This is a genomic window from Halomonas sp., assembly GCF_034520545.1.
Lineage (GTDB): Bacteria > Pseudomonadota > Gammaproteobacteria > Pseudomonadales > Halomonadaceae > Halomonas.
Window position 1 is genome coordinate 79,742 of sequence record NZ_JAXHNN010000015.1, and the last position, 13,659, is coordinate 93,400.

The window sequence follows — 13,659 nt, forward strand, 5'->3', positions numbered from 1 at the left end:
CATGGCCTTCGATCAAGCCACCCGCAACCGGCTGCAGAAGCTGGTCAGCGATAGCCGCAAGCGGCTGACCGAGGAGTTCACACTGCAACTGCAGCAGGATTACGGACTCGACCCCAGAACGGGGGAGGTGACCGAGCTCGAGCGCCTGACCCATCTCAGCGACCGAGAGCGCCATACCGCGGCCTTGCTGCGCGAAACCCTGGCTCACTATCTCGCTGGCGAGAGTGAGACCAAGGCCCAGCGTCAGGCGGCCATAGAACGCATCATCCGTGAGCAGGCCTTTACCGTGCTCAACCGCCTGGCGGCGCTGCTGATGATGGAGGCGCGCGGCCTGCTGCGGGAGTCGGTTAGTCAGGGCACCCAGTCCCAGGCCTTCGAGCTCTATCGCCATCTGGCGGGCACAGCGCTGGGCGAGACCGGCGAGGCCTACGAGACCTTCCTGTTTAGCCTGTTCGACGAGTTTGCCATTGACCTGCCGGCGCTGTTCGACCGCTTCGCCCCCCAGGGGCGGCTGTTCCCCCGGGAGACGGCGCTCAATGCGCTGCTCGAGCTGCTCAACGATCACGAGATCGAGCCGCTGTGGGCCCTGGATGAAACCATTGGCTGGATCTACCAGTACTTCAACAGCCAGGAAGAGCGCAAGGCGATGCGCAAGGCCAGCCAGGCCCCGCGCAACAGCCGCGAGCTGGCGGTGCGCAACCAGTTCTTCACCCCGCGCTATGTGGTGGAGTTCCTGGTGGACAATACCCTGGGCCGGCAGTGGTTCAACGCCACCGGCGGCACCACGCCGCTGCGCGATAGCTGCCAGTACCTGCTGGTCAAGCCGGACGAGGAGCCCGAGGCCGGCATCAAGCTGCGCGACCCGCGCACCCTCAAGCTGCTGGACCCAGCCTGTGGGTCCATGCACTTCGGGCTCTACGCCTTCGATCTCTTCCTGCAGATCTATCGCGACGCCTGGCAGTGGGAGCAGCAGCACGGCCCCGGCGCGCTGGATGTCTCCACCCAGCCGGAGGCCGGCCTCGAACCGCTCTGCCACACCTACGCCGATGAAGCGGCCTACTTGCGCGACGTACCGCGGCTGATCATCGAGCACAACATCTACGGGGTGGAGATCGACCCCCGCGCCGCCCAGATCGCCTCGTTGGCGCTGTGGCTGCGGGCCCAGCGCGCCTGGCACGAGGCCGATGTGAAGGCCCAGCAGCGCCCGGACGTGGGACAGGGCAATGTGATTGCCGCCGTGGCACCGCCCGCCGAGAAAGCGCTGCGAGAGGCCTTCATGGCCCGCTTGGATAGCCGGGACGCCGAGCTCTTCGAGAAGACATTGCAGATGCTCAAGGGGCTGCCCGAACTCGGCGTGCTGCTGCGCGCCGAGAAGGAGCTCCTCGCGCTGATCCGTCAGGTCTATGTGGGCAAGGGGAGCGACCTCTTCGCCGCGCAAGAGCAGGAGACCTGGCAGAAGGCCGAAGAGCGCCTGCGTCGGGCCCTGCTGGAGTTCTCCGATGAAGCCGGCGCCACCTACCAGAGCCGCCTTTTCAGCCAGGATGCGCTGCAGGGGCTGCGGATGATTGACCTCTGCCGGGTAGTCTTCGATGTGGTGGTGATGAATCCGCCCTTTGGTGCGCTGAGTGCAGGCGTCAAGACCAAGCTGGGCAAGGAATACCCCAATAGCAAGAATGATCTGTTGGCCATTTTCGTGGAGCGCGGCGTGGAAGTTATACGAAAAGGTGGGCGTCTGGGTGCGATTACTTCACGGACCTGCTTCTTCCTATCAAGCTACCGTAACTGGCGTGAACAGGTGGTTCTTGGAATCGCACGTCCCGAGGTTATGGCCGATCTAGGTTATGGGGTAATGGACGATGCCATGGTTGAAGCCGCGGCCTATGTTTTGGAGAAATCCAAATGACCAATTTTTTGCGTTTGTTGAGCGAGAGCAGCAAAGCGGCGCCATTGGCCGAGGTATGCGCTTGCCTGCGCGATGGGCGGCCCGACTCGCGGATATACACTGTAGCACCCGAGGCCTTCGATGCTGTCCCGGGCAAGCCCTTTGCCTACTGGGTGAGTGATGAAATCCGGGAAAATTTCAAGCGATTTGACCGCTTTGAGCGCAACGGTCGCTTTGTTAAACATGGGCTAACTACTGGTGATGACGAGCGATTCGTACGAGCATGGTGGGAAGTTGTAAGTGCTGAACAATGGTTACCTTTCGCGAAAGGCGGCAATCACTCGCCTTACTATGTGGATCAAAGTCTTCTACTTAAGTGGCTGAGTGGAGGCGCAGAGCTTCGTGCTGGCTATCAAACCAAATCGATACTTGGAACTCGCTTAGATGGTTGCGATTACTTCGGGCGGCTAGGGTTGACTTGGCCACTGCGCTCACGAAGCTTTTCACCTCAGGTGCTCGAACGTGGAAGTAGTTTTTCGGCTCGTGGCTATTGCGCGTTCCTCCCAGAGGGGACGGAGTTATCTGCGCTGGCTTTGTTCAACAGTAAAGCCTTTGATTACCTTTTTAAGGTAGCTCTTGGTCGATTCGGATATCCTGAATTCATTGTAGGTATATTGCAATTGGTCCCGTGGCCATTGATCGAAGATGAGCAATCAAAACGCTTAGCTAGTTTAGCCATAAAAGCTTGGTCGCTGAATCGGACTCTGGATACAGTTGTAGAGGTTACTCACGCGTTTCTCATACCACAAGTGTTGCGCTATCGGCTTGGCGATTACAATCCAGCGGCCATTGAAGCAAAGATTTCGGACATTCAGGACGAGATTGATAATATTGCTTTTGATTTATATGGCTTCTCAGAAGAAGATCGCCAAGCTGCTCTGGGAAATATTGACCCAGCGAGCGACTTTGAAGAAGTCAGCGACGATGAAGAACAGAAAGAAGAGGCACCACCCCTGGACGCGCTGCTCTCCTGGGCAGCCGGTGTCACGTTTGGCCGCTTCGACTGGCGCCTGGCTACAGGCGAACGCGAAGCTCCACCCGAGCCGGACCCCTTCGATCCGCTACCGGCCAAGAGCCCGGGGATGCTCCCCGATGGTGCCGAGCCCTACCATCGCCATGCCAGTATTCTTGTCGATGATCAGGGCCATAAGCACGACCTGCCGCGATTGATGGCCGATGTGCTGGAGACCGTCGATGTTCAGGTGGATGAGGACCTGCGCCGCTGGCTGCGCCGCGACTTCTTCAAGTACCACTTGCAGCAGTACTCCAAGAGCCGCCGCAAGGCACCGATCTACTGGCCGATGGCGACGGCTTCGGGCAGTTACACTCTGTGGCTGTACTACCCGGACCTGACCGACCAGACCCTTTTCACCGCGGTCAACGACTTCGTCGAGCCCAAGCTCAAGCAGGTCGACAGCGAACTGGCCAATCTGTGTGCTGCCGGTGCCAATCGAAGCCGTGAGGATGAGAAGCGCCTGGAGGAGCTAAGCGACTTCCGCGACGAGTTGGCCGATCTGCGCGATACGCTGCTCGAGATCGCCCCCAGCTACAAACCCAACCACGACGACGGCGTGCAGATCACCGCAGCACCGCTATGGCGGCTGTTCCGCCATCGCCCCTGGCAGAACGTGCTCAAAGAGACCTGGGAGAAGCTGGAGCAGGGTGATTATGACTGGGCCCACCTGGCCATGGCCTACTGGCCCGACCGTGTGCGTGAGAAATGCGTCACCGACAAGTCGCTGGCCATCGCCCACGATCTCGAACACCTCTACGTCGAACCCGAGCCGGCGCCCAAGAAGACGCGCGGCCGCAAGAAAAGCACAGGGAGTAGTGAATGAACCCGGACTTCGCCGATGCTGCCGAGCGCCATTGGGATGACGCCCATTGTCTGTTTCAAGATGATCGTTTCGCCAACGCGGATCATCTGTTGGGTCTGTCGGCCGAGTGTTCGTTGAAGGCGATTATGCTGGGCTTGGGAATGCAACTGAATGAGACTACCGGTGCGCCGGTAGAACGAAAGTACCGAGTACATATCGACAAGCTCTGGGACGAGTTTCAGACATTCGCGACAAATCGTGATGGGGCACGATATGCTGCCATTTTGAGGAATGATTGGGCTCCCTTCGATGACTGGAGCGTCAATGACCGCTATGCAAGCCGTAGTGATATTCGGCAAGAGAGAGTATGGGTCCATAACTCTGGGGCTGGTTATGCTCGAATATGCTTGCAGACGGCCTGGTTGGATGGAGTGCTGTGATGAATAACCAAAAAGAAACGGTGCTCTTTCACAACGCTCTGCAGCGAGCTGAGGAGCTGACCCTTCGCTGGCGCAACAAACTGCCTGATGAGATCACCCTGGTTCGCGACTTGCGAGGGCGCATTCGTCCAGTACTGAGGGGTCGCCGCGACCAGATCGATACGACCGCGCTGGATGGTTACAGCCGGGCGCTGTCCGAGTCGTTGGGTCGCTATGGATTCCCGCCACAGCGTGCGCTGCTGTTCGAGGATGAGCTGGCCGAGCCCGATGCGGTCCTGGCGGAAAGACGACAACTCGGTGACGAGCCAGAGAGTGAGGGCCTTTACCTGCTGGATCGCCAGGTGATCGGCCAGGACTGGATGCGCGACTCGCTGGCGCGAATCACCACCAATCCTCGCGTGACCTTCTATGGCATCAAGGGCGGCGTGGGCCGCTCCACTGCCCTGGTCAACTGGGCGTGGCATCTGGCCGAGCAGGGCAAACGGGTGCTGGTGTTCGACCTCGATCTGGAATCGCCGGGTGTCAGCAGCACCTTGTTGCCGGAGCAACATCGACCTGACTTCGGGATCGTTGACTGGTTTGTGGAAGATGGCGTGGGTCAGGCGGATATCATCGAGCCCGAGCTGGTGGGCATAAGCCCACTGGCCCAAGAGCTGGCCGGCGAGGTGATGGTGGTGCCAGCCTACGGCAGTAAGACAGGGGGCTATTTACCCAAGCTGGCGCGCTGCTATGCCGAGTTCAGTGGCAGCCAGCCTATGTCCTGGGCTGAACGCCTCAATCGTCTGGTCGAGGTGCTGGAACGGCACCACGCGCCGGACCTGGTGATTCTCGATAGTCGCGCCGGCCTCCACGATATCGCCGCGGTACTGGTCACTCGCATGGACGCCGATACCCTGCTGTTCGGGATCGATTCGACTCAGACCTGGGCGGGGTATCGGATGCTGTTCGAGCACTGGAACCGTCACCCCAACGTGGAGGCCTTCCGTCACAGATTACAGGTGGTGGCCAGTCTGGTGCCCGAGACTGGACGTGATGAGTATCTACGTCGGTTTCGGGAGCATGCCTGGGACGTCTTTCGTGACCAGCTCTACGACCAGGCCGAGCCAGATGACCTGGAGGCGTTCTCCTTCGACCTTCACGATGAGGCCGCGCCGCACGCTCCCTGGCCGATCTTCTGGCATCGCGCGCTCCAGGAGTTCGATCCCGCCAAGGGCGGCATCGATGCCCGTACCGCACAGGAGTCTCTCGGTCGCTTCATGGAGGCCGTCGATCAATGGGTGATAGCCGCCATCGGTGAGGAGAGGACATGAGCGAATACCGTTTTCCCCAGGCGCTGCGAGAAGCGCTGCGCTCGGCGCTACCAGTCGATACTTCTCTGCACGGCGAGGCTCCGCAGGCCGAGTATCTCTACCTGCCTGCCGTTCATGCTAAGGCACTGACTCCCAATAATATGCTGGTGCAGGGCATTCGTGGCTCCGGCAAGAGCTTCTGGTGTGCCGCTCTGCAGAGTGCCGATCTGCGCAGTTTGCTGGGTAAAGCCGCAGGCCTGCCAGCGGAGTGTGTGGTCACCACCGGCTTCAGCGAAAAGCCCGCCGGCAACCTTTTTCCCGGCAAGCACACTCTGAGCAAGCTGTTGGATGATCGCCATGAGGCGTGGCGTATCTGGCAGGCGGTGATCTTCCAGCAGGTAATGGGAGAACAGGCGCCTGTTGAGTTCGCCGCGCTCAGCGATTGGGCCGCACGAATCGAATGGCTGTCACACCACCCCGAACAGATCGACCAGGTCCTGTATGAATGCGACCAACGATTGCAACGGCAGGGCGCCATGCATCTAGTACTCTTCGATGCCCTGGATCGCAGCGCCGACGACTGGCACAAGATGAACGGTTTATTGCGTGGCCTGTTGCAGATGATCTTGGAGTTCCGCCCCTACCGAGCCATCCGTCTTAAGGTATTCGTGCGACCCGATCAGTTGGAAGATGCCGCAGTCAGAAGCTTCCCAGATGCCTCCAAGGTGATGGCACAGAAGGTGACGCTGGAATGGCTGCGCCGGGATCTGTACGGCTTGCTGTGGCAGTACTTGGCCAATGCCGAACAGGGTGGCAAGCTGTTCCGCGAAGGTGCGGTGGAGTGCGCGCCGGGCATCATCTGGCAACAGGAAAGCGGTGCCTGGCGTGTGCCGGAGCCGATGCGTTTCGAGGAAAGCGTGCAGCGGCAAGTTTTTCATGCCCTTACCGGCCCCTGGATGGGGCGCGACAAGCGTCGAGGGCTGCCTTACTCCTGGCTACCTAATCATCTGGCGGACTCGCGCAGTGAGGTGAGTCCGCGCAGTTTTCTGGCCGCTTTGCGCCAAGCTGCCGAAGATCCCCCCCGTGTACAGCAGGAGATGGTACTGCATTTCGAGAGCATCAAGCGTGGCGTGCAGGAGGCCTCCAGGATTCGCGTACAGGAGATTGAGGAGGACTACCCCTGGATACGTACTCTGCTCGTACCCCTTGAGGACATGTCCTTGCCGGTCGAGATCAAAGATATCCAAGCGAAATGGCAAGCGGCTGGCGCCTTGGATGCGCTGCAACAGGGTATCGATGCCAAGACCGTACGATTGCCACCGCTTCATATCGAAGAAGGTCCGGTAGGAGTGCTCGATGATCTGATAGCGCTAGGCCTGATGGAGCGGCTGAAGGATGGGAGGATCAACATGCCGGATGTCTATCGTGTCGGTTATGGACTTAGGCGCAAGGGCGGGGTTAGACCAGTCCGGACTTAAGACAAAGTTTTCTTAGATTTGAATAGTGAGGACGCATGCAGAGAAGCAGGGGGCAAGTGAACGGTCAGAGTTTTGGTGCCGAACTGATGACGCTACCAGAAATCTTCCAGGATCATTTCTTTGTGGTTCCAGACTACCAGCGCAGTTATGCCTGGGGAGAAAAACAAGTGGGTGACCTCCTCGAGGATCTTAGTCACTTGCTGGAAAGCCGTTCTGGTGTGCGTCACTACACTGGCACGATGGTACTGTCGAGGCCAGAAGATCAGCCAGATACCTTCTATGTGGTTGACGGCCAGCAGAGGTTGACGACTCTTGTTATTTTGTTGAGAGAACTTTGCGATCGGTGGGAAGAACGTTGTGATCATCTGCTAGAGAGTTTTATCTACCGAGGCAGCATTGGTAACCAACGGTTGGTGTTCACCCTGAACCAAGATACACATGCTTTCTATGAAAAATACATTATAAACAAGCAGCGACTTGATGAATCTGATATTACTGTCAGTGGCCACAAGAGATTGCTTAGGGCAAAAAAATTGATTGCGGGGTGGCTAGACGAACATATTGTCGATACTGAGTCAGCCAAGAGAGTTTATAATGCGGTATCCGAGCGACTTGGATTTATAGTCTATGCACCGGAAGAAACATCTGAAACTGGTATCATGTTTGAGGTAATTAATAATCGGGGCAAAGAGCTTAGTGAGCTTGAGAAGGTCAAAAATTACCTTATCTACTGTAGTGTTAAGCTTGGTGCGAGAAAATTGCGGAATGATATAGATCAGAACTGGTCAAATATCCTTCATAATCTGACACAGGCAAAGAAGACTTCCCCCGGAGAAGAAAGCGCTTTTCTACGCTACTGCTTGGTTGTACATTATCAGGTTAATAAGACAGATAGTCAGTATGGCTATGACACGATAAAAAAACGCCTTTCAATTGGACGGCATTTGGGTAAAAAGAAAGAACAAGAAGCGCTGATAAGAAAGATAGAAAAGTTTGTTGGATTTCTTGAAATGGCGTCGCGATGGTATGTCAAGCTTTATGCCAAGGATCATCGCGGTCTTATCAGCGGGGTGCGTAGGCAGCTCGACCGTATTCGCGCCCAAGCCCGTCAAGCATCTATTATGCCGATTTTTATTGCTCTTGTCGTCAAGCTTGGTGATGATCAGGAAAAATTGTCTCGCTTGCTGGAGCTCGTCGAGAAACTTAACTTTCGCGTATATTTAGCGCGGGACATTATGAGTCGAAATGATAGTGGGCAGGCATATCTATATAATTGTGCTTCAGGCTATTATCATGGCAAGCTGCTCGCTGGGTTTTCAGAAGAAGAGAGAATATTAGGTAAGTCTTTCATCGGTAGTGAAGAAGATGCGCTTGAGTACCGTTTGGTGGAATTTTCTCTCGGTAACTCGCCAGATCACCTGTTTGAAGAGTCTTTAGTGCTATCCCAAGATGAAAATTTTGACTTCTTTAAATGGGGGTCTCTGCGCTATTTTCTTATGAGCTATGAGGAGTATCTCCAGGAAAATAAAACAATACCTATCGATAAGATTTTGTTGACCAGGAAAGAAGGGCTCAGCAGTGACTACCTTTCCGTCGAGCACCTTTGGGCAAGGCGAAACCGTGTCGATGAAGGACATAATGATCGATATAAAGACTGGTATCAGCGCAGGCGTTTGGGAAATTTTGTGCTGTTAGAGCTTCGGTTGAATATTCAAGGGCGTAATGATGATATTGAAGATAAAGTGGAGCATTATTTGAATGGTGATAATAAGGAGCCGCCAACTGATTTATTCCATGTTAGGAAAGCGGCGCGAGATATAAAGAAAGTCCTCAAGGATTATGAAGGTAGAAAGCGGACAAAGAATTTTTATTACGACCTGTATGATGGCATCAATGAGCTGCAAGAGAGTCGCTATAGGAAGTTTGCACTGAAACGCTGGTCCCTTAGTGAGTTTCTTGGCAGCAGAAAAGTCACACGCCAGCTTTCCATGGAGATGGCATGAGTATTGAGGCCTACATCCAGGAGCAGGTGCTGGCGGAGCGACTGCGCCAGCACTTGGTCGTGGTGGTCTATGATCCCGAGCGTCTCTATCGCCGCCTATGCCAGGGGCTGGCTACGGAGCGGCGGGCAGTGGTGGATGCCACCGAGAGCAGCATCGAGAGCCGCGAGCAGGCGCTGCGCGGGCTCCAGGCCCTCGGGCGGGGTGAGCTGGAAGGGTTGCTGGTGTACGTGCCGGTCACGGCGCCGTTGGATGATGAGCACAAGCAAGTCGACCCCTTTGCGCCCTATGTCGCCTGTGGCGCGATGTTCCCCGATGGAGATGGCGACAGCTACCAAACCCTGTGCTTGAAGGCCAAGCCGGAGCATGGCGATGAGATCCGCCAGCTATTCGCCAATGACCCGAACCCCGAATTTGCGGTGATCGATGCTGTGGGTGGCGGTGTCGGCTGGCCCAACCTGCGTGCGCAGCTGGGGGCTGAGTCGAGTCGCGACATCCTGCTCTGCCTGCTGGCGCCCAGCGCCAGCCAGCGGGAAGCCCTGAAGGCCAGCGACGCCTGGGTGAGTGAGGCGCGAGACCTGTTCCAGCGCTCCTTGGGCCTGACGCTGCGCACCCGGGGCAAGACCTTGTCCTCCATCGGAGAAGAGCTTTGGCGCTTCGTGCTGTTCAGTGAGTTTGCTTTTGACCTGCCCGAGAGTCTGCCCGATGCACTTGCCGATATGCCCCGGGCGCCCGAGAGTGCTCGGCCGATCGTCGAGGTGCTTTGTGAGGCGCTGCGTAACGACCGGCGTACCCAGGATCTCTATATCGAGAAGGCCGAGGCGATCGAGCGGGACCTGGAGTTGCCCCGTTATTGTGAGGGCCTTAGTGATCTGGGCGTGCTCGACACCTTTCCGTTCGAGGAGCGCACCTTCCTGGCCCAGGCTGTGGCGGCCTTCGAGCAGAATGACCTCGATGGGGTGCGGCGCATCCTCTCACAGCACGAGCGCTCGGTCTGGTCCGCCAAGGGTGAAAGCCGCGCCAAGTGGTATCTGGTGGAGACGGCGGCAGCGCTGGCCCAGTGCTGTGAGGACCTTGAGCAGCAGCTGCCCGACCATACCGATAGCCTTGAGCCGCTCGTGCAGTTCTACGTGGGCAGGCTGCGGGAGATGGATCGTCTGCATCGAGAGTTCGAGCAGGCGGTCAGCGAGTATGAGTGGCAGGACACCCTGCGCGAGATGAGTGGCCTGATGCAGCGGGCCCGCAAGCACTATGACAAATTGGCCGATGCCACGCAGGGTAGCTTCATGCGACTGGTCGGCAAGACTGGATGGCCGCTGCCCGGCATGTTGGCCAATGGGCAGGTGTTTGATCGCCTGGTCGCCCCGGGGCTTAAGCAAAACGGCCACCGGGTGGCGTACTTCATGGTGGATGCCCTGCGCTATGAGCTCGGCGTGGCGCTGGAGAAGCAGTTGGCCGAGGACGGTGTCATCGAGATGCAGCCTGCGCTGGCGCAGCTGCCCAGCATTACCCCGGTGGGGATGGCTAGCCTACTGCCAGGGGCTGCCGACCTGCTCACCTTGGAGAAGGGCGAGAAAGACTTGACGCCCCTGCTGGAGGGTAAGCCGGTGGGCAACGTGCCCCAGCGCATGGAGGCGTTCCGCCGCCGCTATGGGCAGCGCTTTGCCGAGATGCGTCTCGAGGACTTTGTACGTAACAAGGCGCCTGAGGTCGCCGAGGAGACAGACCTGCTGGTGTTGCGCTCGGTGGAGATCGATAGCCACTTCGAGAATCACCCTGAGACGGCACCCGCCGAGATAACCAATGCGTTGAAGCGCATCCGTATGGCAGTGCATCGCCTGATCGAGTTTGGCTTCCATGAGGTGGTGATCGCGACCGATCACGGCTTCGTGATGAATACCCATGCCGATGCCGGCGATATCGCGACCAAGCCCCACGGCGACTGGCTGATGGTGCATGATCGCTGTGCCCTGGGAGATGGCTCCGCCGATGCCCACCACCTGGTGATGGAGGCCCAGCGGCTTGGGATACGCGGTAATGCGTCGAGACTGGCGGCGCCGTTGAGCCTGGTGCCTTACCGTGCCGGCCTTGATTACTTCCATGGGGGGCTGTCGCTGCAGGAGTGTGTGCTTCCGGTGATTCGCATGCAGATCAAGGGGCGCGAGCAGCCGAGTGTGACCCGGGCGAGCGTGATGATCGGCTACAAGAACGGAGCGACTCGCATCACCACCCGGGTGCCGGTCATCGACGTGGCCGTGGAGGCCGCAGACATGTTCTCCAGCGAGGGCAGCTACGAAATTCTGCTGGAGGCACAGGACAAGAAGGGCAACGTGGTGGGTGAGGCGCGCACCGGTGGCCCGGTGAACCCGGCCACCGGGACCCTGGCGCTGCAGGCGGGCGAGTCGGTTAAGGTGACTTTGAAGATGCAGATGGAGTTCGAGGGCAAGTTCAGTGTGAAGGCCCTCGATCCTCGGACCCATACTGTTTACAGCAAGATTGATCTCGAAACGGACTATGCGGTGTAAGCCATGAGCCAGTTTGATCAGGATAAGCTCGACCAGCAGCTGACCTCGCTCTTCGATGGCAAGGTGGTGCGCAAGGACCTTTTGCACCGCATCAAGAAGGGCACCAACGTCCCCACTTTTGTGCTCGAGTTCTTGCTGGCGCGCTACTGCGCCAGCGACGAGCCCGAGGAGATCCAGGCCGGAATGGAGGCAGTGCTGGACACCCTCAACGACAACTACGTGCGGCCCAATGAGGCCAACGCAGCCCAGTCCCGGGTGGCCACCAAGGGTAAGCACCGCTTCATCGACAAGGTCCACGTCAACTACGTGGAGAAGGACCGTCGCCACTGGGCCGCCCTCGAGAACTTCGATTCCCGCCGCGTGGCGATCAGCGAGAAGTTCTATCGGGATAACGAGCGCTTGCTGCAGGGTGGGCTGTGGGCCGAGGTGACCATCGCCTACAACGAGATCGAGGACGACGACTACGCCTTCTTTGTCGAGGACCTGCGCCCGATACAGCTGAGCCGCTTCGATTTCGACCGCTACTGTGAGGGCCGAGGGGCCTTCAGCCGTGACGACTGGCTGGATGTGATCCTGCGTTCGGTGGGCCTGGAGCCCAGCAAACTCTCCAAGCGGGTGAAGTTCCACTTCATCGCCCGTCTGGCGCCACTGATCGAGCCCAACTTCAACTTCATCGAGTTGGGTCCGCGGGGCACCGGTAAGTCGTACTTCTACAGTGAGTTCTCACCCTACTCGACGCTCATCAGTGGCGGGCAGGCAACCAAGGCGACGCTGTTTTACAACGTGCAGCGCCGCAAGATCGGCTTGGTCGGGTTCTGGGACACCGTGGCCTTCGATGAGGTGGGGGGCATTAAGATCAAGGACCCTGACACCATCCAGATCATGAAGGACTTCTTGGCCAACGGCCGCTTTTCCCGCGGCGTCGAGGTGATCGCCGAGGCCTCCATGACCTTCGTGGGCAACCTGGACCTCTCCGTGGAGCAGATCGTCAACTCCGAGGTGTACGACCTCTTCCAGCCGCTACCCAAGGAGTTCGATCTGGCCGTGCAGGACCGCTTCGCCTGCTACCTACCCGGCTGGGAGATGCCCAAGAACAGCAGCGAGTTCCTGACCGGCAACTACGGCTTCATCACCGACTACCTGGCGGAGGCCTTCCACTACCAGTTCAAGCAGACCAACCGCTATGAAGAGGTCTCCAGCCGAGTGAAGCTGGGTGACGCCGTGGAGGGGAGAGACGAGAAGGGCATCAAGAAGACGCTGTGCGCCTTCCTGAAGATCCTCCACCCCAACGGCAAGCCGACCGATGAGGAGTTCGAGGAGTACGTGGCCTATGCGGTCGAGAGCCGCCGTCGAATCAAGGAGCAGATGAACAAGCGCAAGACCGATGACGAGTTCTCGCGCATCAATCTCTCCTACTTCAATGCCTCTGGTAAGGAAGTGGTGGTCTATTGCCCGGAATCCAAGACTGCCAATGCCACCCAGGAACCGAGTCGGCGCAATATCCATGCGGGGGACGAAGAGGTTGAGTCCAAGGCTGCCCTGTCTACCCTTCCCAGTGCTGAAGCAGAGTTGAAGCCAGAGGCGTTGGCGCCTGCGGCTGAGGCCGTGCCTGATGCGGCGGCAGCCGAGCCAAAGGAGCAGCACTTCACGATCCATTATGGAGATACCGGCAATAGCTATGAGTCGCTGTTGCTCCCGTACCTTCAGAGAGCCAAGCTGGTGGAGATCGACGATCCCTACATCAGGGCTAACCATCAGGTGCACAACTTCGTGCGCTTCTGTGAAGCAGTGATCAAGTCGCCGACGGTACGCAAGATCGTGCTGACCACCAGCTATGACCAGGACACCGACCTACAGGGTCTCAATGATCGGTTCGAGGAGCTCAAGCAGAGTCTGCTGGAGCTGGATATCGAGCTGAAGATTCTGATCAACGAGAACCTGCATGATCGTGAGATTCGCATCGACAACGGTTGGGTGATCAAGATTGGCCGTGGTCTCGACTTCTACCAGAAGCCAGATCTGTGGTTCGGGGTAGGGGCGCATGACCTCTCCATGCGCCGTTGCCTGGAGACGAAGGTGGATATTTTTCAGGCCTAGATTTATTGAATAATGGCAGGTCTTTAGACCACGCGTGAGAGGTGGAGGCTCAGAGCCGGTCGGCGTCGTGA

The 13,659-nt window shown here is 58.0% G+C and carries 8 protein-coding genes; all 8 read left to right on the forward strand.

Going from position 1 to position 13,659, the window contains the following annotated elements; translation table 11 throughout:
• Position 1 precedes the first annotated feature (1 nt).
• From U5L98_RS16440 to brxL, 8 genes are read left to right on the forward strand one after another with little or no spacing between them, the layout of a single operon-like run.
• Positions 2–1,903 carry an Eco57I restriction-modification methylase domain-containing protein gene (locus U5L98_RS16440; protein WP_322559349.1) on the forward strand — a complete coding sequence of 634 codons (1,902 nt, stop codon included), beginning with the start codon at positions 2–4 and terminating at the stop codon, positions 1,901–1,903.
• On the forward strand, positions 1,900–3,780 hold the full coding sequence (locus U5L98_RS16445) for a hypothetical protein (RefSeq protein WP_322559350.1): 1,881 nt from the start codon (positions 1,900–1,902) through the stop codon (positions 3,778–3,780). The genes U5L98_RS16440 and U5L98_RS16445 overlap by 4 nt, the downstream gene beginning before the upstream one ends.
• Positions 3,777–4,199 (forward strand): hypothetical protein, encoded by a 423-nt coding sequence (locus tag U5L98_RS16450; protein ID WP_322559351.1) that lies wholly within the window; start codon positions 3,777–3,779, stop codon positions 4,197–4,199. Before U5L98_RS16445 ends, U5L98_RS16450 begins: the two co-directional genes overlap by 4 nt.
• Complete coding sequence (locus U5L98_RS16455) at positions 4,199–5,509, forward strand: KGGVGR-motif variant AAA ATPase (protein WP_322559352.1); 1,311 nt, start codon at positions 4,199–4,201, stop codon at positions 5,507–5,509. The genes U5L98_RS16450 and U5L98_RS16455 overlap by 1 nt, the downstream gene beginning before the upstream one ends.
• The gene (locus U5L98_RS16460) at positions 5,506–6,966 is read left to right on the forward strand and encodes a hypothetical protein (RefSeq protein ID WP_322559353.1); all 1,461 of its coding nucleotides are present in this window, start codon (positions 5,506–5,508) and stop codon (positions 6,964–6,966) included. Before U5L98_RS16455 ends, U5L98_RS16460 begins: the two co-directional genes overlap by 4 nt.
• 56 nt (positions 6,967–7,022) lie before the next feature.
• Entirely contained in the window at positions 7,023–8,969 is a 1,947-nt protein-coding gene (locus tag U5L98_RS16465; RefSeq protein WP_322559354.1) for a DUF262 domain-containing protein, read from the forward strand.
• Positions 8,966–11,491: a PglZ domain-containing protein gene (locus U5L98_RS16470; RefSeq protein WP_322559355.1), complete on the forward strand. Its 2,526-nt coding sequence runs from the start codon at positions 8,966–8,968 to the stop codon at positions 11,489–11,491. The genes U5L98_RS16465 and U5L98_RS16470 overlap by 4 nt, the downstream gene beginning before the upstream one ends.
• A 3-nt stretch (positions 11,492–11,494) precedes the next feature.
• Positions 11,495–13,588 (forward strand): BREX system Lon protease-like protein BrxL, encoded by a 2,094-nt coding sequence (brxL, locus tag U5L98_RS16475; RefSeq protein WP_322559356.1) that lies wholly within the window; start codon positions 11,495–11,497, stop codon positions 13,586–13,588.
• Positions 13,589–13,659 lie beyond the last annotated feature (71 nt).

What these genes read in the sequence shown, in the direction of transcription:
- U5L98_RS16440 (WP_322559349.1), top strand. Translation starts at nt 2, where the DNA reads ATGGCCTTCGATCAAGCCACCCGCAACCGGCTGCAGAAGCTGGTCAGC.
- U5L98_RS16445 (WP_322559350.1), top strand. Translation starts at nt 1,900, where the DNA reads ATGACCAATTTTTTGCGTTTGTTGAGCGAGAGCAGCAAAGCGGCGCCA.
- U5L98_RS16450 (WP_322559351.1), top strand. Translation starts at nt 3,777, where the DNA reads ATGAACCCGGACTTCGCCGATGCTGCCGAGCGCCATTGGGATGACGCC.
- U5L98_RS16455 (WP_322559352.1), top strand. Translation starts at nt 4,199, where the DNA reads ATGAATAACCAAAAAGAAACGGTGCTCTTTCACAACGCTCTGCAGCGA.
- U5L98_RS16460 (WP_322559353.1), top strand. Translation starts at nt 5,506, where the DNA reads ATGAGCGAATACCGTTTTCCCCAGGCGCTGCGAGAAGCGCTGCGCTCG.
- U5L98_RS16470 (WP_322559355.1), top strand. Translation starts at nt 8,966, where the DNA reads ATGAGTATTGAGGCCTACATCCAGGAGCAGGTGCTGGCGGAGCGACTG.
- brxL (WP_322559356.1), top strand. Translation starts at nt 11,495, where the DNA reads ATGAGCCAGTTTGATCAGGATAAGCTCGACCAGCAGCTGACCTCGCTC.